The sequence below is a fragment of the Rhodococcus sp. IEGM 1370 genome (assembly GCF_033142325.1).
Lineage (GTDB): Bacteria > Actinomycetota > Actinomycetes > Mycobacteriales > Mycobacteriaceae > Rhodococcoides.
The window spans coordinates 116,188-136,761 of record NZ_JAWLRY010000008.1; the positions used below are offsets into that span (position 1 = coordinate 116,188).

The 20,574-nt window shown below is 62.4% G+C and carries 19 protein-coding genes; 11 read left to right on the forward strand and 8 right to left on the reverse strand.

Annotated elements, in window-relative coordinates; genetic code table 11:
- Positions 1-63: 63 nt before the first annotated feature.
- Positions 64-1,134 (forward strand): NAD-dependent epimerase/dehydratase family protein, encoded by a 1,071-nt coding sequence (locus R4P47_RS13210; RefSeq protein WP_317784967.1) that lies wholly within the window; start codon positions 64-66, stop codon positions 1,132-1,134.
- A gap of 20 nt (positions 1,135-1,154) precedes the next feature.
- Here the strand turns inward: R4P47_RS13210 and R4P47_RS13215 are convergent, their stop codons facing one another.
- The 4 genes from R4P47_RS13215 to R4P47_RS13230 all read right to left on the reverse strand — a co-directional run bounded on the left by R4P47_RS13215 (position 1,155) and on the right by R4P47_RS13230 (position 4,827).
- Positions 1,155-1,871 (reverse strand): TetR family transcriptional regulator, encoded by a 717-nt coding sequence (locus R4P47_RS13215; RefSeq protein ID WP_317784968.1) that lies wholly within the window; start codon positions 1,869-1,871, stop codon positions 1,155-1,157.
- Positions 1,872-1,911: 40 nt separating this feature from the next.
- A complete protein-coding gene (locus tag R4P47_RS13220; protein ID WP_317533597.1) occupies positions 1,912-2,697 on the reverse strand; it encodes an SDR family oxidoreductase in 786 nt (261 codons plus the stop codon).
- Positions 2,694-3,686 carry an SDR family oxidoreductase gene (locus tag R4P47_RS13225; RefSeq protein ID WP_317533598.1) on the reverse strand — a complete coding sequence of 331 codons (993 nt, stop codon included), beginning with the start codon at positions 3,684-3,686 and terminating at the stop codon, positions 2,694-2,696. The genes R4P47_RS13220 and R4P47_RS13225 overlap by 4 nt, the downstream gene beginning before the upstream one ends.
- Before the next feature lie 163 nt (positions 3,687-3,849).
- The gene (locus tag R4P47_RS13230; RefSeq protein WP_317533599.1) at positions 3,850-4,827 is read right to left on the reverse strand and encodes a bile acid:sodium symporter family protein; all 978 of its coding nucleotides are present in this window, start codon (positions 4,825-4,827) and stop codon (positions 3,850-3,852) included.
- A 105-nt stretch (positions 4,828-4,932) separates the two neighbouring features.
- Between R4P47_RS13230 and R4P47_RS13235 the strand changes: the two genes are divergently transcribed.
- Positions 4,933-5,436, forward strand: coding sequence for a hypothetical protein (locus R4P47_RS13235; RefSeq protein ID WP_317784969.1), 504 nt, complete (start codon positions 4,933-4,935; stop codon positions 5,434-5,436).
- 336 nt (positions 5,437-5,772) lie between these two features.
- On the forward strand, positions 5,773-7,299 hold the full coding sequence (locus R4P47_RS13240; RefSeq protein ID WP_394855325.1) for a sugar transferase: 1,527 nt from the start codon (positions 5,773-5,775) through the stop codon (positions 7,297-7,299).
- 281 nt (positions 7,300-7,580) lie between these two features.
- Here R4P47_RS13240 and R4P47_RS13245 read toward each other — a convergent pair whose 3' ends face one another.
- Together R4P47_RS13245 and R4P47_RS13250 are read right to left on the reverse strand one after the other, a co-directional pair.
- A complete protein-coding gene (locus R4P47_RS13245; RefSeq protein ID WP_314145156.1) occupies positions 7,581-8,600 on the reverse strand; it encodes an endo-1,4-beta-xylanase in 1,020 nt (339 codons plus the stop codon).
- The gene (locus tag R4P47_RS13250; RefSeq protein ID WP_317533639.1) at positions 8,597-9,661 is read right to left on the reverse strand and encodes a glycosyltransferase family 4 protein; all 1,065 of its coding nucleotides are present in this window, start codon (positions 9,659-9,661) and stop codon (positions 8,597-8,599) included. Before R4P47_RS13250 ends, R4P47_RS13245 begins: the two co-directional genes overlap by 4 nt.
- A 161-nt stretch (positions 9,662-9,822) precedes the next feature.
- Here R4P47_RS13250 and R4P47_RS13255 point away from each other — a divergent pair, with 161 nt between their 5' ends.
- Positions 9,823-10,317, forward strand: coding sequence for an acyltransferase (locus R4P47_RS13255; protein ID WP_317533601.1), 495 nt, complete (start codon positions 9,823-9,825; stop codon positions 10,315-10,317).
- Positions 10,318-11,382, forward strand: a complete 1,065-nt coding sequence (locus tag R4P47_RS13260) for a hypothetical protein (RefSeq protein ID WP_317533602.1) — start codon at positions 10,318-10,320, stop codon at positions 11,380-11,382.
- 13 nt (positions 11,383-11,395) lie between these two features.
- Here the strand turns inward: R4P47_RS13260 and R4P47_RS13265 are convergent, their stop codons facing one another.
- Entirely contained in the window at positions 11,396-12,544 is a 1,149-nt protein-coding gene (locus tag R4P47_RS13265; protein ID WP_317533603.1) for a glycosyltransferase family 4 protein, read from the reverse strand.
- Between the two features lie 105 nt (positions 12,545-12,649).
- On the opposite strand from R4P47_RS13265, the gene R4P47_RS13270 reads away from it, so the two are divergent.
- From R4P47_RS13270 to R4P47_RS13295, 6 genes are read left to right on the forward strand one after another with little or no spacing between them, the layout of a single operon-like run.
- Positions 12,650-13,891 carry an oligosaccharide flippase family protein gene (locus R4P47_RS13270; RefSeq protein ID WP_317533604.1) on the forward strand — a complete coding sequence of 414 codons (1,242 nt, stop codon included), beginning with the start codon at positions 12,650-12,652 and terminating at the stop codon, positions 13,889-13,891.
- 3 nt (positions 13,892-13,894) lie between these two features.
- A complete protein-coding gene (locus R4P47_RS13275; RefSeq protein ID WP_317533605.1) occupies positions 13,895-15,319 on the forward strand; it encodes a hypothetical protein in 1,425 nt (474 codons plus the stop codon).
- Between the two features lie 23 nt (positions 15,320-15,342).
- Positions 15,343-15,903 (forward strand): acyltransferase, encoded by a 561-nt coding sequence (locus R4P47_RS13280; RefSeq protein ID WP_317784970.1) that lies wholly within the window; start codon positions 15,343-15,345, stop codon positions 15,901-15,903.
- Positions 15,904-15,920: 17 nt separating this feature from the next.
- Positions 15,921-17,036, forward strand: a complete 1,116-nt coding sequence (locus tag R4P47_RS13285) for an acyltransferase (protein WP_314145163.1) — start codon at positions 15,921-15,923, stop codon at positions 17,034-17,036.
- Positions 17,033-18,229, forward strand: coding sequence for a hypothetical protein (locus R4P47_RS13290; RefSeq protein ID WP_317533607.1), 1,197 nt, complete (start codon positions 17,033-17,035; stop codon positions 18,227-18,229). The genes R4P47_RS13285 and R4P47_RS13290 overlap by 4 nt, the downstream gene beginning before the upstream one ends.
- A complete protein-coding gene (locus tag R4P47_RS13295) occupies positions 18,226-19,317 on the forward strand; it encodes an acyltransferase (protein ID WP_317533608.1) in 1,092 nt (363 codons plus the stop codon). Before R4P47_RS13290 ends, R4P47_RS13295 begins: the two co-directional genes overlap by 4 nt.
- Here R4P47_RS13295 and R4P47_RS13300 read toward each other — a convergent pair.
- On the reverse strand, positions 19,208-20,407 hold the full coding sequence (locus R4P47_RS13300; RefSeq protein WP_317533609.1) for a lipase family protein: 1,200 nt from the start codon (positions 20,405-20,407) through the stop codon (positions 19,208-19,210). The genes R4P47_RS13295 and R4P47_RS13300 overlap by 110 nt on opposite strands.
- Between the last annotated feature and the right edge of the window lie 167 nt (positions 20,408-20,574).

The window sequence follows — 20,574 nt, forward strand, 5'->3', positions numbered from 1 at the left end:
CGAGTCGGACGAGAGTTCGAGCCGGCGGTACAGACGGGAGAGGCCATTGACCAGCGCCGAATCATGCGCGTAGTCGTTGTCGGGGCAACCGGAAACGCCGGTACCGCGATACTGGCAGCGCTTGCACATCACCGGCCCGGGGATTCCGTCGTCGGGGTCGCGCGACGCATCCCGGCGTCCGGTGCGGGGACCGCGCAGGTGGAATGGGTGGCTCTCGACGTCGCCTCGGACCGCGCGTCGGACGTACTACGCACGACGTTTCGCGGTGCGGACGCCGTGGTGCATCTGGCCGTCGCGTTTCAGCCGATGCGTGATCGGGCCTACCTGCGGGCGGTGAACGTCGATTCGGTGCGCACGGTCGTCACGGCCTGCGCAGAGGCGGGCGTCGCCCATCTGGTGCACATGTCTTCCGGCGGCATCTACGCGCCGGGCTCGTACGGCGTGGAGGTGGACGAGTCGTGGTCGCGAGCGGGTGTGCCGTCGTCGACGTACAGCATGGACAAGTCGGCGGCAGAGACGATGCTCGACGAGTTCGAGGCCACCCATCCCGATGTCGAGATCGCACGAGTTCGCCCCGGGCTGATCGGGCAGTACGAGTTCGGCAGTGCCGTCCTGCGATACGCATTACCCGACATCGTCCCCTCCTCGGTGGTCGATCATCTTCCGCTACTGCCCATCGACCGATCCTTCGCGGTACCCGCAGTGCACAGCGATGACGTCGCCGCGGCGGTACTCGCGATCCTCGATCAGCGCGCGACGGGAGCCTACAATCTGGGAGCCCCGACACCCGTTCGAGCCGATGATGTCGCGACGGCATTCGGAGCGCGAACAGTGCCGGTACCGCACGGTCTTCTGTCCATGAGTGCCCGAATTGCATTCGGCGCGCACGTGTTTCCGGTCCACCACGGCTGGGTCGATCTGGCGTTCGCGACGCCGATGCTCAGCACCGATCGCGCTCGACGAGATCTGGATTGGCGTCCGAGAATGGATGGACCGGACGTGCTGCGCGAGGTGGTTCGCGGAATGCGCGACGGGGCGGGCAGTGCCAGCGACCCGTTGCGGCCACGTACGACGTCGGACCGAATCCGATCGTTGGGTCGGCGAGGCTTCATCTCGCGTGGCAAGCAACCGTGACGACGGCTGTCCTCCTTCGATCACCGAGGTGGGATCAGGAGGTGAACTCTGCCGACCAGGCCCAGTGCGGTGGCGGCATCGCCGCCCTCGAATACTGCCGTGTGGATCCCTCGCATGGCACCGGTGAGCAGGTGCGCTGCGGCGAATACGTCTGTGTCGCTGTGGATTTGCTCTGCTTCTGCGGCGGAACGGAGCAGTTGGGCGATTGCTTCGACAAAACTGTCGTGCCAGCGTTCGGCGGAGCCCTCGGATCTCGGTACTCCTAGATTGCGGAATAGGACGTGGGTGCGCGGGGTGTCGTAGATGCTCGCTGCCGCGATGCGAAGAAATGTCTGCAGTTGCTCGAGTGGGGTGTCCGGCCAGGTGGCGGCGGCCGACTTCTCGTGGATGCGGGCGATGAGCACGGTGGCGGCGTCGTCGACGGCGGCCTGGAAGAGTTCGCGTTTGGTGGGGAAGTGGTGGAATGCGGTTCTCGGTGCGAGACCGCATCGGAGAGCGACACTTTCGATCGTGATGTCCGCGAAATCGGCGTCCCGCAGTAGTTCCTGGGTGGCCTCTATCAGTCGAGCCGCCGCAGGCCCGGGTTCGTCGGTGGCGGAAGACCCGGCCCAACGATAGAGCGTCGTGGTGTGGATGCCCAGTGCGGTCGCCACTGTTGCCGGGCTCTCGGAACCGCCGAAAGCGCGTGCGACCGCTTCCTGCCGATCGGCGAGTGTGAATCTGGAGACCCTGGCCATGTTCGTGACCCTACATTCCTCGTCGGGTGCCGGCCCGAATCTAGTGGAGCATCCGCGCCAGGGTGGGCAGTAGAACTCGCGCGGGGACCAGGCCCGCCGCGATGGCCTGAACCGTGTTTCGTCGGCCCGAGATCACCTGCGGGCGTGAACGTCTCGCGTCGAGTGTGCGCAGTGCAGTGGCGACGACTTCGGCCGGTGTTTGGTAGGTGCCGGCTGCGGCCGCGGTGTCTCCGATGACGTCGAAGAATTCGGTACGGGTCGGGCCGGGATTGAGCGCGAACACTCTGACCCCGTGCTGTGCCGATTCGTACCACAGGGACTGGCTGAAGCTCAGCACGAATGCTTTGGCGGCTGCGTACACCGCGAGGGACGGGACGGGTTGGAACGCAGTCGTACTGGCGACGTTGACGATGGTGCCGTCCCTGCGGTGGATCATGTCCGGGAGGAACGCCGAGCAGATGTCCACCACCGCGCGGATGTCGACGGCGATGAGGCGCTCGAAGTCGTCGGCATCGCCGTCTGCGAACGGCCCCTGTACGGCGAACCCCGCATTGTTGACCACGAGATCGATCTGCTCGGGCACGATCTCGCGCAGACGGCGTCCGCTTGCGTCCTCGGACAGGTCCCAGGCCACTGTGCGGCAGTGGATTCCGTGGTTCTGCTCGAGTTCGTTCGCCAGAGCGGTCAGTCGGTCCTCTCGTCGCGCGACGAGTACGAGATCGGATCCCCGGGCAGCGAGTGCTCGGGCGAACTCGGCACCGATTCCCGAGCTCGCGCCGGTCACCAGCGAGCGGCCGGGTCGGTAGCGAAAACCTCGGCGGCTCATCGGCTCGAACCGGCGAGCGTGTACCCGAGCTCACCGGCCGAGCGTCGTGCGAACTCCTCGTACGACGTCGGTGCGTGACCGAGCAGCGTCGGAAGAACGGTCAGGTCTCCGGCCGGCAGGCCGTGGCCGTCGTAGTGGGTCATCATGGTGCGGTACGCCTCGCGTGCATCGGCCGGCCAATTCTTCATGTCACGAGGGTTCGACGCGGCCTTGGCACCGCGCACGAGGTGGCCGATGGAGTTCAGCTTCGTCGATTGCACTGCATGCCCGAAAACCGAGGCGAGTGCGGGCAGCACGTTCAGTTGGTTCGTCAACGACGATGGGGGAATCCGAATGGCGGTGACTCGGTGGCCCAGTACATCGGACCAGATCCGCGCCATCTCGTGTCGGGTGAGTTCCACGGTGGACAGGTCGTAGACGCGCCCGGTGTGCGGTGATGGGTCGATGAGGATGTTCGCGGCTGCTTCTGCGACGTCGGCAAGATCGACTACGCCCATCACGCTGTCCGGTGAAACCGGGTACGGCATCACTCCGGCCTGCAGGAATTCCCACACTTCCAGGTAGTTCTGCATGTAGTGCGACGGTCTGAGCACCGTGGTGGGGATTCCACTGTCCCTCAGCATTCCTTCGGCGATGTCCTTCTGATGATGGTGCGTCAGTTGATGCAGGTTGGGATGGATCACGGAGTGGAAGACGATGTGCTGCAACCCGTTTGCCGGTCCCAGTTCGATCAGGTGATCGATGATGGGCTTTTCGTCGATGATCTGGGTCGGTGCCGCGTGGTACAGGACGTCGGCCCCTGCCAGGGCGGTCCGAAGCGTGTCCTCCGACCGGAGATCGCCCACGACGACCTCGGTTGCCCCGTCCGTGCGGGTGGTCGCAGCTTGCGCGTCGTTCTTGACCACCGCCCGAACCGGTACTTGTTGCTCGGCGAGCTGTCGAACGAGCAAGCGGCCGACGCCTCCCGCGGCACTGGTCACTGTGATCATGGGGCCTCCTCGACGGTGAGCTCGGCGGATGCAAAGCACTCTTGCAAATATTGCATAACGAGTGCAGATAACGCAAGGAAACTGCGACCAGAAACGAAGAATCCGGTGCAGCTGACCGCGTCTAGCGCGGTCGGCTGCACCGGATTCTGTGTGAAATCCAGCCTCAGTCGGTGCTCGAGCGTGCCGACTCCTCCGCGCGCTCGGCCGGCTTCGGTTCGATCGAACGCCGAGACCAGTAGCCGGCGAGAAGTGAGCCCGAGACGTTGTGCCATACCGAGAAGATGGCTGCGGGCAGGGCTGCCGCGGGGCTGAAATGCACCGATGCCAGAGCCGCGGCCAATCCGGAATTCTGCATCCCGACCTCGATGCTGATCGCGCGTCGGCTGGCGACGTCGAGTCCGCATGCCTTGCCGATGCCGTACCCCACGGCGAGTCCCAGCGAATTGTGCAGCACGACGGCCAGGGCGATGAGAGCTCCGATGGACAGCAGTGTCGGTGCGCTGGCGGCAACCACGAACAGCACCACCGCGGTTATCCCCGCCACCGACAAGAGCGGCAGAGCGTCGAGCATGCGGTCGATGGCTGCGGGAAACAGCAGGCGCAGAACAACTCCCAGTACGACGGGAACCAGCACGATCTGCAGGATCGAGACGAACAATCCGCCTGCATCGACCGGCAGGAATTCACCGGCGAGCCAGAGTACGAGCAGTGGCGTGAGGATCGGTGCGAGCAGGGTGGACACCGACGTCATGGCTACCGACAGTGCGGTGTCGCCCTTGGCGAGGTAGACCATCACGTTGGACGCCGTGCCGCCCGGTGCCGAACCGACCAGCACCATGCCTGCGGTCAGCGCGGCAGAGAGGCCGAGCAGGTTGGCAATTCCGAGACCGAGGAGCGGCATCACGAGGAACTGCGCGGCCACACCGAGCAGCAGCGCCCACGGTCGTCGGGCGACGACCGCGAAGTCGGAGAGCCGCAACGTCATTCCCATGCCGAGCATGATGATCGACAGCAGCCACGGAACGGCCGGTGTGCCGCCGCTGAACGTATCGGGAGTGATCAGGGCCAGCGCTCCTGCCGCCACGACGATCAGAGCGAACCACTTGCCGGTGAACTCGCTGATGGATTTCAGCTTGGGCATGCGGAGTCTCCTGTGCGGTCGGGGCACGGCCCACGGCGGGCGCGCAACCCACCGAGCCTAGACGCAGCCTCGACGGGCAGGTGCTCACGTGGCAGACACTCTCGAATGGAACAAGACCAATCGGACTCGTTCTGGCAGTATCAACTTCTACGTGAACCGCTGCCGGCCACAACCGAAGGACGACGAACGCATGACACCACCGTGAAGAAGCTGTCGACGGTGGCATTGCTGATCCTGTTGGGTGCGGCCGGGACGTTTAACGGACTGTCGTTGACCTCCGACCCCAGTGGGCGGTCACTCGGCTTGAACGTCGGAATGCTTCCTGCTTGGCACACCTGGGACTACCGCATCTCCGGGTTGTTCGTGCTGATCTTCCTCGGTCTCGGACCGTTGATCTGCGTCGCTGCCGTGCTCGTCGACGCCTCCGAGGCCGCTGTGTATGTCGCGTTGGTGGGGTTGGTGACCATCGGATGGGTGGTGTGGCAGATCGTCGTACTCGACATCGACGCTCCCTTGGGCCAGATCCCCCTCACCCTGCTGGGGGTCGCATTGACGATCCTCGCAATCGGCGAATTCCGCGCGCGTGCCCGCGATCGCAGTCGTCGGTAGGTTCGTGCACCCGACTCGAAATCGGCACCATTTGCGAACAGCTGAAAGACTCTATGTTTCAACGAGGTTAAATACTCTGAGCTGCGGCAGGCCCTGTCATTCAATCGGTGGATTCCTGTAACGACCTGTCCGCTCGAGTCGATTTACATTGCGTTCGGCATGCCTGTGAAGTTGACCACCAAGTCGCATTTCGTTCGAGTTCAACCTCGGACATTCGCGATACTCAACCAGCAAGAGGCAACGAATCTTCACGTCGACGCGGATGTGGGGGGAGCCGGTTCGTAGAGAACCGTTAGCCGCGGTCCCGGAGCATCGGGATGCCAGGAGGAATTGACTGTGACAGCACTGGGATACACCGGTCCGGATGTCGACCCGCGTCTCGAGAACGAACCGGTCGGCACGAGGCAGCGGTGGCGCACCCGTCGTCTCACATCGCGTCGGGTGTGGGAACACCAATACATCGATCGCTTGCGAGTCACGGATGTGCTCGTCGTACTGGCGGCAGTGGGGATTGCTCAGATAGTTCGGTTCGGGGAGCTCGAGTCCTCCGGGATGGCTGCATTCTTCGGATACTCGGGGCTTTCCGTCGCGCTGATCGTGCTGTGGGTCGGGTTTCTGGCGATCTTCCGCACTCGTTCGCCGCGCGTGATCGGCACCGGCGAGGAGGAGTATCGCCGAATCGTGTCGGCGACCTTCCGGTTGTTCGGCGTCATCGCGATTCTGTCGCTTCTGTTTCGGGTGGACATCGCTCGCTTGTATTTGGCGATCGCGCTACCGGTCGGCCTGGTGGGCTTGCTGCTCAGCCGCTGGTTGTGGCGAAAGAATGTTTCGGTCAAGCGAAGCAAGGGTGGGTACAAGACGTCGGTTCTGATCGTCGGGAGCCGGGCGGCCGCGGTGTCGATGGCCAGGCAGTTCGAGCGGTCACCGTCGGCCGGATACGCAGTCGTCGGAATGTGCCTGCCGGGTTACTCCGCTGCCGACGACGCCGCCGTCACGATCGACGGTTTCGAGATACCTGTCCTGGGCGACGAACACTGCGTAGTCGACGCGATCGAGGCTTCCGGTGCAGACACCGTCGCGGTAACGGCTACCGAACATCTCGGCACCGCTGGTATCCGCAAGATGATCTGGGATCTGGAGAAGAAGAACGTCGACCTCGTGGTCGCTCCCGGTGTGGTGGATGTCGCCGGGCCTCGGCTGGTGATGCGTCCCGTTGCAGGTTTCCCGCTCATCCACGTCGAGAAGCCGCAGTACAACGGCGCAACCAGATTCAGCAAAACCGCCTTCGACATGGTGTTCGCCGCAACTGTGCTGCTGCTGATTTCGCCGATCCTGTTGGTGGTGGCAGCAGCGATCAAGCTCACCAGCCGCGGACCCGTCTTCTACCTGTCCGAGCGGATGGGGATCGATGCGAAGCCGTTCTCGATGATCAAGTTCCGGAGCATGGTCGTCGACGCTGACGCGCAGGTGTCGAACCTATTGGCGCAGAACGAAAGCGCAGGCGGGGTTCTGTTCAAGATCCGCGACGATCCACGGGTCACCAAAGTCGGAAAAATCATGCGCAAGTTCAGTATCGACGAGTTGCCTCAGTTCATCAACGTGCTCAAGCGTGAGATGAGCGTTGTCGGTCCGCGCCCCCCGCTCCGCCGCGAAGTGGAGACCTACGACGGCGAGGTTCGGCGTCGCCTCCTGGTCAAGCCCGGAATCACAGGCTTGTGGCAGGTCAGTGGACGCTCGGACCTTTCATGGGAAGAGACTGTGCGACTCGATCTTTCGTATGTCGAGAATTGGTCGATGGTCGGCGACATCCTCATCATTGCCAAAACTGTCCGGGCCGTGGCCGGGAGCGACGGCGCGTACTGACCTGACCGGCATCTATTCACGGCGACCCGATCGGCTAGTCCGATCGGGTCGCCTTGCTGTTCGGCGATACGCAGGGAAGATTGTGCGCAGCAGTCCATGCCGTCGGCTCCTCGCTGACCCGACGGCGGTGCCCGACTCCCAGTCGGGTGTCTGTATTGCGCGTGCGACTCGGCAGTACCTCTGTCCCTGACGGCAATCGGCGCAACCTTGCCCTCGAGCGCGTCGCTACCAGGCTGTGCTCGGTTGCGCCCGCGCCGGCCCGATCGGTTCGACTGCCAGAATCAGCTGAACATCCCCTGCAGCGTGTAGAAAGCCTGCTTCGGTGTGAAGTCTTTCCGCAGTACGCCGTAATTGGCTTCCGGACTGGCCGGGTCTGTTCCACCGTCGCGAATCGAATGGATGAACATAGGCCTGGCGATGAAAGGGACCGTGTTCGCGGAAGCCAGAGCGGAGGTGAGGATATCGGACTGGCGCTGCTCGGAACCGATGTTCCCGGTCGGCGCGCCGTACTCGGTGATCCAGATCTGTTTGCCGCCGTCACCGTTGTTCTGCATGGTGGTGTGCATTGCAGCCATCTGGGTCCAGTTGGCGTTGTCGGGCGCGTAGCCGGGTGTGGTGTACGGATGCATTGCTACGCCGTCGAGGAAAGCTCCACCACCGAGCGCATACAACTGATTCAGGAAGGCCACCGGAGATAGGCCGATGGGCAGCACGTCTTGCGCGTTGGACAGCCCACCGCTGAGAACCGTTGCACCGGGCTGGATTTCATGAATGCGAACGTAACCTGCTTGAAGAACCTGGAGGTAAGAACGCACATCGACGGATGGTCCGTAGAAGACTGCGATGTTCGGTTCGTTCCATATTTCCCAGGTCTGGATCGAATCCGTGTATCGGGATGCTGCGGCTGCTGCGAAATTGCCGAACTGGTTCGGATCGGCGGGCGCGGCCTGTTGCGAACCGGGGAGCACGAAGCCGCGCTGCGCCCATACCGGGGTGTAGGTCAACAGCCCCAGGATCTGCAGCCCGTGTGCGCGGGCAGAGGCAACCACTCGGTCGGTGGAATCCCAGGTGAACACACCCGGTTCCGGTTCGATATCGCCCCAGTCCATTTCGACTCGTACCCACGTTGCTCCGACATCCGCTGCCGACTGGAGTTGCCGGTCGAGGTCTTCCGGTGACAGTCGACCGAGCTCGGACCCGCTGGCGAACCCCAGCTGCAGGTCACCGTTCGCAGCGTTGGCCGGTGCGGTCACCGTGAACATGGCGGCGATCAGGAGTACAAGAACCAGTGCACGTTTCACGAGTGCCTCTCGAGTAGCGTCGAATAGAGATTTACATGGCGGCGTGCGATGGTTTGCCAATCAAAGGTTTCGGCGTGGGCTCTGCACTGAGCAGGAGTCGGATGGTTACCGGTCAGAGCGTCGGATATACGCATCGCCAACATACCGGTGTCGCCTGGTGGGACTACCAGTGAGGAGTCGAGCCCGACGACGGAGTCCGGGAGGCCTCCGCAGTTCGTGACGATCGGTGCTCGGCCCGAAGCGAGCGATTCCAGCGCGATCAGGCCGAAGCCCTCGAGCGACAGGCTGGGCACGACGGTGACGGTGGCGAGTGCGTACAGCTGCGCCAATCGTTCGTCGCTGACGCGTCCCTCGAAGGTGATGCTGGCCGCTGCCGGAGATTCGGACGCAATTCGGCGTAGCTCCACCTCATAGCTGCCGGTACCGACGATCACCAGCTGCGCATCCGGGTGTTCGGCGACGACGGACGGCCACCCGGCGAGGAGAACATCGAGTCCCATTCGCTTCTCGAGTCTGCGCGCAGAGACCACCAGCGGTGGGCCTTGCGGAATGTCCGTCGATCGAAAGTGTCCCAGTTCGGCACCCGGAGGAATGACGCGTACATCGTCCGGGGCCACCGAATACTGTTCGACAAGGAGGTTCTTGAAGCTCTCGGAGAGAACGATGTAGGCATCCGATCGCCGGTAGAGAAGTTTCTCGACAGCGAATTTGATTCCGGCGCGAGACCCTGACGCGGCACTTTCCGCCGCCCATGGTCCGTGAAAGTGAGTCACCGACACGGCTTTTCCCCTCACCGGTGCCGTGTAGCCGTACAGCGCGAAGTGGCGGTCGACTATTCCGTCCGGTCGCACGTCGATCGGAGTGCTCGCGGCGGCGAGCCGGACAGGAAGCGGTCGATCGAGTGCACCCCAGGTCTGCCCTCCGGGCAATGCCTCACCGAATGCGGCAGCGGTGACGTTGCACTCGGTGGTCGAGTCGAGTGCTTTCAAAGCGAGATAGAGAGACTCGAAGTATCTGTTGAGACCACCAGGCAGGGAACCGAACCACTCGGACCCGGTCATGTGTACACGAATGCTCACCGGTAGTTCTCTTCCTGCCAGGGAGTATGTGCGCAAATAGAATTAAAGGGCGTTCTGCCGAAAATTGCACTTCGAGCGCGATGATGGAGATGCAGATCACTCGGATGGAGAGTGTGCTGATTCCACGGTAGCGTCCGGAAGCTATGCGAGCATTGCAGCGTTTCTGGATCAACGGAGTTGCCGCCCACCCGGTATGGAGCCTTCGGGCGCGGGCACTCCTGATGCGTATGGGCGGCGCTGGGATCAAGCACGTGGCGGTGTACCCCCACCTTCACATAGAGGGTGAGATCTCCAATCTGCGCATTGCCCGCGGATGCGGAATCAATGCGAACGTGACCTTGGATGCGCATGCGCCGATCACCATGGACGCCAATGTCGGACTGGCCTACGGTGTCTGCCTGGTGACGGCGAGTCACACCATGGGTCCGTCGCACGACAGGTGGGGAATCGTCGAGGCCGAGCCGATCACGATTGGGGCCGGAACCTGGGTCGGTGCGAACGTGGTGATTCTGCCTGGTGTCACGATCGGTGCCGGTTGCATGATCGCCGCGGGTGCCATCGTGACCAAGGACTGTGAACCCAACACTCTGTACGGCGGCATTCCCGCGAAGCCGCTGCGCTCACTCGACGCCGACTAGATGGGCCGCCGACTGCTGGTGGTGTCGAAAGAGTTTCCACCCGAACCCGGTGGCGTGGCCGACTACTGCGCCCTGTGGCTCGACGAGGTCATCGGAGAGACCGAGGATTGGGACGTCACGATCCTCACTCAGCCGTGGGTGGGACGAAAGCCGTTCGGCGGCGTCGATACCGTCGAGATCGAGCGATGGACGCCGTCGAGTGTGCGGAGGGTCCTGCGGTCCGTGCGGCCTGACTCCGTGGTGTTCCACTACGTGCCACATATGTATCAAAAGCAGGGTGTGCCGGTGATGATTCCGGTTCTGGTGTTGCTGATGCGGTGGCACACTTCGAATCTGGTCGTTCTGTTTCACGAAATGGCGTCCAATCAAGCGCGACTCAAGCCTCGGCTACTGCTCCCGATCCAAGGCGCGATCGTCGCGCTGCTGTCGTCGTCGGCCCATCGGACGGTAGTGACGATCGCCTCGCGTGCTCGCTCGCTGGGTTCCCGAATTCCGTGGGTGCGCAAGAAGATAAGCGTCATCCCCATTTCCCCCACGTTGCGGGGCATCAGGCGGGGTACCCCCACCGGCGGCGGTGTGTTGCGGCTTCTGCATTTCGGATCCTCGCACCCCTCTCGTGACTTCTCGCTCATCGTCGACGCTCTCGATCGATTGGACTCGATCGGCGTCGCGTACGAGCTCCGCGTGGTCGGAACTGCGGCTGCACCGGACTCTCGGGCGACATTGCTCGGCTACTGCGCCGAGAATGTGGTCACGCAGGAATTGTTCGACGCGGACATCGTGTTGCTTCCGTTCACGGACGGCGCGTCCGGTCGGCGTTCGACAATCGCGAATTCGTTGGCGGCAGGCCGAGCAGTCGTGTCGACGGCGGGTGCCGACACCGACGTCGAGTGGTACGGCAACTCGTTGCTGCTCGCGCACGAGCGGAATCAGTTCCCGGACCTCGTCGAGTCGCTCGCAGTCGACGAGGCCGCCCGAAAGGCTCAGGGCGAGAACGCATATCGGTGGGCCGTACAGAACGTATCCTGGGCGCGCACTGCAGAACAGTGGAAAGCAATCCTGTAACGGCCCCCGGCGGTCACACCGCCGAGGTCACTCCCCGTGCAGCGCCGGTACGGACGGTCTCGAGCCAGGCCTGCATCGACATCGAGATGGCCTCCACGTCGTAATCTCGCGCACGAGTGGTTGCGGCGAACGACAACCGCTCCACCAGAGCAGGATCGTCACGCAATTTCTCGAGTGCGTTCGTCAGGGCTGCGACGTCGCCACAGGGTGTCAGTAGGCCATCTCTGCCGTCGGTGATCACCTCTGCTGGGCCGCCTGGTCGGGTGGCCACGACCGCGTTTCCGGCTGCCAGTCCTTCGAGCACGACGGCACCGAAGGGTTCGGGGATGATCGATGCGTGGACGAGTACATCGGAGTCGAGAAGAACCTCGGCGACGTTCTGGACATGTCCGGTGAAGGTGATCTGCTGCGCTGATGTGCTTGCCGCCGCTGCGGCACGGATCTCGTCGAAGTAGTCGTCCTCGCCGAACAGCGGCCCACCGACGACGACCGCACGCACATCTGTGCCCGCGAAGGCAGCGTCGAATGCGCGAACGAATTCGAGCTGTCCCTTCCACGGCGCGATCCGCCCGACCATTGCGACAACGGTCACTGCAGATCGGACGCGCTGCCGGCCGGTCACGGTGAGCCCCGGCGGGGCAATCAGCACAGGTTTGCCGTGCGTGTCGACAGTGTCCAGTGTCGCGCGACTGTTGACGATGAAAGCGCGCGGCAAGAACGTCGCAAGTTTGGACAAGACGAAAGATGCTGTCCGGCCGAAATATTCGGGTGACAATCTATCGTTGACGCACCACACGAGGGGCACCCGGGCCCGCTTTGCCGCGATTGTCCCGTACAGCAAGGACTTGATCGTCCAGGCCACGATCAGCTCGTAGTCCCGTGTGCGCACCTGGCCGCCGAGGGCCCATCCGTAGCGAACCAAGCCGCCGAGCGCACGTAGCCGTGAGGTCAATCCTGTTTCGACGCGCTTGATCGATAGTGCATCCGCTGGGCCGCCGAACACCTCGACGTGTATTCCTCGCTGACGGAACAGTTCGACAACCGGCCCGTCGATTGCGAACGAAACCCCAGCACAGGTCGTCGCGTGCTCGAGCAGTTTCATCAGATGGAGCTCGGCACCGGCGGGCACCGCCGAATGGGTCAGATACAGGGTGTTGGCCACACCGGGAATTATGCAGCCGACGGCCCGAATTCGCGTGTCCTCGGTGGCCGACCCATGCGGCCAAGTTGCGCCGAGGCGCTGGTTCGCAGAACATACGAGGCAACTATGGCAAACCTCGGCAAGTACAAGAAGCTACTCGGAGTCGCAGGTACCGAGGCGGGCACCACTCTGATGGGGCTCGTCAGTGGCGTGCTCATCGCCCGACATCTCGGGGCCGACGGGCGCGGCGCAGTCACTGCCGTGATGGTGACGCTGACGGTGTTGGCGTGGCTGGTGTATTTCGGTGTGCCGAATGCCGCTGGATACATGTCTTCCAAGAACCGCTCGTCGACGGTATCGGTCGCGGCCGTTCTCTCTGCCGTTCTCGGAGCCCTCGCAGGGATCGTTCTGTGGTTCGTCGCGCCGTGGTTCGCAGAGAACTATCCGCCGTATGTCACTACCGGGCTCCGAGTGGTCTCGGTGCTGTTGCCTTTCGTGGGCGTGGCATATTGCTCGCAGGAAATCGCATATGCGGAATCACGGATGCATCTGTGGAATCTGCTTCGCGCGACGCCGTTGGTGCTGCCGAGCATTGCTGTCGTGGTGCTTGCGCTCACCGGAACGTTGTCCGTCGAGAGCGCTATCGCGGTGTATTTGGGCTCGATGGTCGTCTACATTCTGGTCGCGATCGGGCTGTTGGTTCCCCGGCTCGGTCGGGGCGTGGCGTGGGGGCAGGCCCGTTCGGTTTTCTCGTATGCCCTGCCGCGATGGGCATCGGCGGCGTCGGATGCGGTGACTGCCCGGATGGACCAGGTGTTGATGGTGGTCATGTCCACCCCCGCGGAACTGGGTCGTTATGCCGTCGCGACCACCGCAGTACTCGTGGCGAACCCGCTCTCGCGCGCTGTGGGTGTGATGATGTATCCCGATTCGAGGAATGCCGACGGGAACTCGGATCTGGCTCTGCTGCACAAGAAGACGAGGCGCCGGAGTGTGCTGCTCAGTACGGCGTCGGGCATCGTCGTCATCGCCATCGGCGCACCGTTCGTCGGGCTGGTGTTCGGACCCGAGTTCGAGGGCCTGCGCCCCATCATGGCGTTGCTCGTGTTGGCGGGCATCCTGAACGATCGCTACGTTGTCGACATCTCGTATTTCGCCGGCATCGGCAAGCCTGAAAAGTTGGTGAAGCCCTCGTGGGTCACGGCCATCGTCGCACTGGCCGGGTTGTTGCTCCTGGGGCGTGACGGGCTCACCGGAGTCGAGGCGGCGTCGGTGGCTCTGGTCGCCGCCGCTGTACGTTGTGTGGGGCTCGAGATCGTCACCAGGCGGATGCATCGCGAACCATCCATTGCTGTAGACGGGATCTGACACGTGACCATGTATGCGCTCGCACGCCGTTGGGACCGTCATCGCGCTGCTGTCGTCCTCGGCCTGAAGCTGTGCGGGGCCGCTTTCGTTGTCTTCTTCTTCGCGGTGATGGGGTCGTCACTGAGCTACCAGATGTACATCGTGTTCTTGTTCGTGCTGATGGCCGCCATTGCATGGCGTCCCAAGACATCTTTGGTAGTCGCGGCGCTGATCACCTGTTTCGGTGCGTTCGTGCGGCGGATCCTCGCCGAGGACGGACGCATCGACGCGGATCCCTTGGTCCTGCTTCCGGTCCTGCTTGCGGTTGTGGCCCTGCTGTATGCGGACAAGAAGTACGACGGTCCACGCGACATCTGGCAACGGCTCGTGTACGTGACGGTCGGCGTGTTCGTGCTCGCAAACTTTGCGCACAAATTGTTTGCGGTGCCTTCGCTGTTCACGCTCATCGTGCAGTGCTCCATGCTGCTGATCGTGGTTCAGGTTCGCGGTGGTCGGTTGCCCGATGTGTGGGACACCGTCGAGAGGCTGCTGCCGATAATCGGAACCGTCGTGGCGGCGTACGGCATCGCGCAGTTCTTCCTTCTGTTCGAGTGGGATCGGCTGTGGATGCTCTCGTCCAAGCTCAACAGCATCGGGCAGCCGTTCGTTCAACAGCTCCGGGTGTTCGGGACAGCCGAGTCTCCCGCGTCTTTCTCGGCGGTGCTCTCGGCGGCTCTGTTGGCTGCGATCGCGAGAATCCGTGCGACCAAAAATCTTGCGACACAGGTGTTTCTATTGTCCGGCATGGGTGCGATGGCGTTCGCGCTCGTGCTGACGGGAGTGCGGTCGGCACTGCTCGGCCTGGCTGCGGCTCTCGCGTGGATGGCAATTTCCGGACGCGGCGGGGTCAGCCGAGTTGTTCCTGTCGGAATCGCAGTGGCGGCGGGGTACCTGGTTGTCACCGTGGTGGGCAGGTTCGGTGACGATTCGTCGATTCTCAACGCCAACCGACTGACAGAGTTCGACGCCAGCACCGACGGTTCTGCGCAGACTCGCCTCAAGCTGCTTCAGCTGGCACCCGAGGCGATGCTGTATCCGCTCGGCAAGGGTGGTATCGCCGGAGGCGGCACGGTGAACTTGGACAACATGTTCGTCGACGTCTTGTTCAAGGCAGGCCCGTTCGTGGCGATCGCGGTGGTCGCCCTGTTTGTCAAGGTCATGATCGACGCCTTGTCGATTCGACTGGATCCTTCTGCCACGGGCGCGTCGTCGGTAGCCGTGTTCTTCGTGGTGTTCAGTCTGAGTCTCAATCCGTTCGCGACTGCGAACGGACTGATCGGTGCTTTGGCGTTCGGATCGGTAATGCGAACAGCATGGCTGGCCAGGCGTAAGAAATCTGATCAGCAGCGGACTATGAAGAATCTCACGGCGGTGGAAGTGCCGACGTAGCGGATGTTTCGTATTCTCATCGAATGAGAGAGAACGGAATAGTGGGAGAACTGCGTCGGTTCGCCGTCGAGACCCGCGTGGCTTTCGCGAATTTCGTGTTGCGGATCCCGATTCAGCGGTTGCGAAATCTGTCTGCCCGAACGTTGATGCGTTGGGTTGTCGGTTGCGATGTCGTGATCGGGCGATGGACGTTCGTTTCGGATCTCGGGGGAATCGAGATCGGCGATAACACCAACATCGGATACCACTCGCACCTGGACGGTCGAGGCAAGATCAAAATCGGTTCGTACGTGGACATGGCTCCGTTCGTCACTATCCACAGCGGTGACCACGATCCCAACGACCCCGATCACGGCACGCGATACCGACCTACCACGATCGGTGACCGGGTGTGGTTGTGCACCGGCGCGACGGTCATGTCCGGTGCAGTGCTGAAGGACGGTGTCGTCCTGGGTGCCAAGGCAGTCGCATTCGGCGTTCTGGAAGAGAACGGCATCTACGCGGGTAATCCGGCGAAACTCATCAAGCATCGCGATCCGGGTGGCCAGAAGAACTTGAAACCCTACCGTCGCTACTGGATCTAGGGGCAGGGGGAATCGCTGTGGTCACAAAAGTACAACCGCCGACAGTCGGTACGGGTCGCGACAAGAGAATTCCGTCGTTGGACGGGATCCGCGGGTACGCGCTTCTGACCGTCATGGTCGTGCACATCGTGCTCTTCCGGCTCACGGCGGACACCCCCGCTTACGTTTCGGTCCACCACATCGGGATGGTGGCAGTTTCGACCTTCCTCCAGCTCTCGGGTTTTTTGATCACTCTCGTTCTCATTCGCGAGAAGCAGCGCTCGGGGTCGATCTCGTTGAAGAACTTCTACGTTCGTCGGGCCGTGCGCCTGTGGCCGGCGCTGTGGGGTTTGGTCGGCGTCACGGCATTGCTCGGTGCGTTGGGATACGTCGAGGTGGAGCCGATCAATCTCGCGTCCGCGCTGTTGTTCGTCACCAATTACTTGGATCAGGGGACAGACGCGGTTCTGGGGCATACGTGGACGCTCTCGCTCGAAGAGCAGTTCTACCTCGTGTGGCCGGTGGTGATCTTGGCTATCGGGTACAAGAACTTGCCAAGGGCCCTGGCCATTGCAATTGTGGCTGCGCCGCTTGTACGGGTTGCCAGCTATTTTCTGCTGCCGGGCTTGCGCGACACGATGATCTACCAATTCCATGTTCGGTTCGACACGTTGGCCGTGGGCTGTCTCCTCGCCCTCGTCTGGCATACCGAACGCGTTCAAAAACTTCTCACCAAGCCGTGGCCGATAGGATTGGTGGCGGTCTTCGGGCTCATCGTGTCGTTGTTCGGTGAGGTGCTCCTGGGTAAGAAGTTCATGCTGGTTGCAGGCTTCTCCATTCAGAACATCGCTATCGTCGCGATCATTGCAATGGCTGTCTACCATCACGAATCGCTCGTTGGGCGGCTCTTCAACTACAAGCTGATCAAGTGGCTGGGAATCGCAAGCTACAGCATGTACCTGTGGCAGCAGATGTTTCTGCTGACACCGTGGGGCATCCTTCAGTACTGGCCTGTTGGGCTTGTTGCCACCCTCATCGTCGGCACGTTGTCCTACCAGATCTTGGAGAAACCGTTCATGAATCTGCGTAACCGTAAGCGAAAGCAGGCCGAAGGATCGGTACCGTTGGCTGCCGACGTCGCGGTGGACAAGTGAAGTCACGCGAGCTGTCACCTCGGGTGACGACGGGCATCTACGTCGGATGTGGAGTGGTGACCGGGATCGCCGTGTTCGCGAAGGCGGAACTGATCGGTTCGCTGCTGCCGTTGCCTGGACCGATCTTGCTCGTGGTTCTCATTGCAGCGTGCGCGCTTCCGTTCTTTCATCGCTACTTTCTCCGATTCGGACGTTGGTTGGGGCCGTCGACCATCGTTGCTGTGCTGTTCATGGTCGCTGTCGTACAGCCACGCCTGGCATCCCTGCGCGGGGAGGGTCGAGGCAGCGACCAGGGCGAATGCTTGGCTGTGGGTGTCGATCGGATGCTCACCGGGCAGTGGCCGTACGACGCGTCTCAGATGTCGACGGGCAATGCGATGAGTTGCGGGCCCGGGTGGTTGGTGGCTCATGCGCCGGTAGCGGTGATCGGCTACCCGCTGACGATGTCACTGCTCATCGGACTGTGCCTGCTGGTGATCGGCAAAACGGTCGGCTTGGCCACGCTCAATCGTTTCATGGTTCTGCTTGCGCTGACGCCGGGGTTCTGGTTGTCGCTCGCCAACGGTAACGACTTCCTGACGTTCGGATTCGCGCTGGCGGCGCTGATCGCATTGTCGTTGTCGGACAACAAGGTTGCGTTGTGGATCCTGGTTCCTGCCACCATCGTCGTGTCCCAGTTCAGATTTCCGTTCCTCACTCTCGGCCTGCCGATGTTCTTCCGGCGTGGGCACCGGGGAAGTTCGTTGCTGTTGGCGGCGATCAGTGCTGCGACAAGTCTGATCTGGTGGTTCGGCTACATGGTGTGGGATTCGCGGAGCTTCACCTACGACGGCCCGATGCACGTGTATTTCAAGTTGAATCGGATGGTTGGCGGCAATTTCGACATGGCCGTGTTCGTCGGGATCTTCGTCGTCGCGTCTGTGATCGTGGCATACGTGGCTACCTCCTTCGGATTTCCGGGGAGCCTGCTGGTCTATTGCGGAATCTTCGTTGTTCCCCTGTCGGCGCTCAACGTCGTGGAGGTGTGGCGCGCACATCCCGGCCTGCTGGACACAATTCAGTTCTGGGAGGGCACGTCGTGGATGACAGCTATGGTCTGCCTGGCCGGGTTCCTCGTGGCGTTGTCCGCCGGGCCCGAACGAACCGACCGCTCCCGTGATGCGTCGCAAGTGCGTTCCCCGGTGGAAAAATGACCGTGCGAGTCGATGCCGAGGCTCCGTCGACGACGACTCGGGCGCTGTGGATGGATGTGCTGCGCGGTGCGGCCATCTTCGCGGTCATAGTGCACCATGCTGTAGAGGCGCTTACGTGGTTCGATCGATCCGCACCGCCGATCCTGTGGCAGTTGAACAACATCTTGTCGCCGTTCCGTATGCCGATGCTGATCTTTCTGTCCGGCATGTTGCTCGGAAGGTCACTGCAGAAGCCGTTGCGCCGGTTCGCAAGTGGCAAACTCCGTCGAATCGCGTGGCCGTACGTCGTGTGGTCGCTGATCACCGTCGGGATGGTCGGTCAATTGGCACCCGGCCCACTGGTGCGCATAGCGGTTCAGCCGGAGCTGTACACGTGGTACCTGTGGTGTCTCCTGCTGTTCTATACGGTCGCCTTCGTATTGAAAAAGGCTCCCCTCTGGGTTCTGGCCTCGAGCTGTGTGGTCGCGCTCGGGTTGGCGACGACCGGATTCAACGTACGTCCGTTCTACCTGTGGCCGTTCTTCATCATCGGCTACTGGGCCGCCCTCAATCCCGGCATCTGGCGTGCGATCGGCCGAAACCGATTCGTCCTGCCGCTACTGATTCTGATCACGATCGGTACTTCTGTCGCGAGCTTTCTCGGTATCGACATTCGGTTCCACCCCGCATATGCGCTGCTGGTGCTTTGTGCGATCTGTGTGGCGACCGCATCCGGCTTCACTGTCGGTGACGGTCGGCTGGCGAGAACGCTCGTGTTCGTAGGATCGAACTCGCTCATCTTCTACTGCATCCATTACCCCGTGATGATCGGTGCCGTACTAGCGGTGAACGCCGCGGGCATACGCACCGCCTGGGTCGCGTTTCCGATCTATATTGTTGCCGGCACACTCGGAGGATTTGCGGCCACGTGGATGGTGCGCCGCTGGCCGAAGACGCGGGTTGCCTTCGAGCTTCCGCCGCGCCGCTCCGCGAACAAGGTCAGCAAGAGTTGGTGGGAGAGGCTCCCGCGAATCTTTCGGCGAGGAAATCGACGGAAGGCGTCGGGTCCACGGCGTGCCCTTTCCCGGGCTGCAGGATCGACTCGATGATGTCCCCCTTGGCGCATGCCTCGGCGACCGACGCGGTGGTCCAGGCGGGCAGGACCGTGTCGTCCTCGTCGCCGTAAATCACCAGCATCGGTGCCTGCGTCGGAGTCTTCGGCAATGCCCTTTCCGTCAGCACGGTCCGCAGTGCAGTTTCGGATTCAGGGGTCGAGGGTGCGAAGTCCAGTGCGTAGATCTGTCGGCCGACGGCGTCTATGGCCTCGGGGTTCACGTTCAGACACGTGGTGAGTAGATCCTTTTTGGCCAGTGCTTCACCGTGGATGTAATCGCCGAGTTCGATGGTCGGGTCCGATTCTGCCAGCGTCTCGAGCAGCATCGGCATGACGAGCTTCTGAGCACCGGTCAAGGTGCCGGCAACGGCTGCGTCGACGAGCCCGGTGGCATCGGTGATCGGCGAGAGTGCCACGGCCCCGACCAGATCGAGTCCGGTGCCGTAGGTCGAGCTGAGTTCGTTTGCTGCCCAGGCTGCTTGACCGCCCTGCGAGGCGCCGTACGCGACCCATCGGGTGGAGGTGTTCGGTACCAGGTAGCGGGCTGCGCGGGCAGCATCGATCATGTTGTGGCCTGCGGTGTTCGGTTCGAGGTAGGGATGGATGTCGCCGGCCTGCACTGTGCCGAGGCCCTGGTAGTCGGGCAGGACAGTGATGTATCCCTTGCTTGCCAGAACGGCAGCGGCCGCGGCACCGCCCATGAGTGTCGGGTCGTTCGACGGACCGCATTCCGGTTTGATACCTGTGGTTCCGTGTCCGTACACGACTACCGGCCACCCGCCTTGCGGTGGAGCGGAACTCGGTACGACCACGACGGCGGAGACAGTCTTTTCGGTTCCGTCGATACCCGAGGTGGATTTGTAGAGGACCTTGCGAAGCGCTGCGCCTGCGAGTGGCTGGTAGTCGGTCTCGAAAACTTCCGAGGACACGATCGCGCCGCGATCGTCGCCTGCAGGCGGAGTGGGGACTGCGCCGTCCAGATTTACCTGTGGACTGCTTCCACTCGAACATGCCGTCACCGATAAGGCCACCGCGAGAACCGTCGACAACAGGGGGCGCTTGGCGCTACGGGTACTCGAATTCAATTGCTGACTCCTCGTCGATCTGTTCCGTTTGCGTCCAACGCTGCGGCGCGGAGTTGCACATTGGGGCACCGGGGGTGCCGTCTCTATGTTAGAACTAAACCAGTTGGGCCCCAGTCTTCGGACTGGGGCCCATCGGCGTGTTCGGGGGGAAAAGACCGTAGGTCACC

Bases quoted from the DNA above. Each gene is read 5' to 3' on its own strand.
- R4P47_RS13220 (WP_317533597.1), bottom strand. From the start codon at position 2,697: ATGAGCCGCCGAGGTTTTCGCTACCGACCCGGCCGCTCGCTGGTGACC.
- R4P47_RS13260 (WP_317533602.1), top strand. From the start codon at position 10,318: ATGGGCCGCCGACTGCTGGTGGTGTCGAAAGAGTTTCCACCCGAACCC.
- R4P47_RS13225 (WP_317533598.1), bottom strand. From the start codon at position 3,686: ATGATCACAGTGACCAGTGCCGCGGGAGGCGTCGGCCGCTTGCTCGTT.
- R4P47_RS13210 (WP_317784967.1), top strand. From the start codon at position 64: ATGCGCGTAGTCGTTGTCGGGGCAACCGGAAACGCCGGTACCGCGATA.
- R4P47_RS13255 (WP_317533601.1), top strand. From the start codon at position 9,823: ATGCGAGCATTGCAGCGTTTCTGGATCAACGGAGTTGCCGCCCACCCG.
- R4P47_RS13230 (WP_317533599.1), bottom strand. From the start codon at position 4,827: ATGCCCAAGCTGAAATCCATCAGCGAGTTCACCGGCAAGTGGTTCGCT.
- R4P47_RS13215 (WP_317784968.1), bottom strand. From the start codon at position 1,871: ATGGCCAGGGTCTCCAGATTCACACTCGCCGATCGGCAGGAAGCGGTC.
- R4P47_RS13250 (WP_317533639.1), bottom strand. From the start codon at position 9,661: ATGACCGGGTCCGAGTGGTTCGGTTCCCTGCCTGGTGGTCTCAACAGA.
- R4P47_RS13235 (WP_317784969.1), top strand. From the start codon at position 4,933: ATGGAACAAGACCAATCGGACTCGTTCTGGCAGTATCAACTTCTACGT.
- R4P47_RS13270 (WP_317533604.1), top strand. From the start codon at position 12,650: ATGGCAAACCTCGGCAAGTACAAGAAGCTACTCGGAGTCGCAGGTACC.
- R4P47_RS13295 (WP_317533608.1), top strand. From the start codon at position 18,226: ATGACCGTGCGAGTCGATGCCGAGGCTCCGTCGACGACGACTCGGGCG.
- R4P47_RS13280 (WP_317784970.1), top strand. From the start codon at position 15,343: ATGAGAGAGAACGGAATAGTGGGAGAACTGCGTCGGTTCGCCGTCGAG.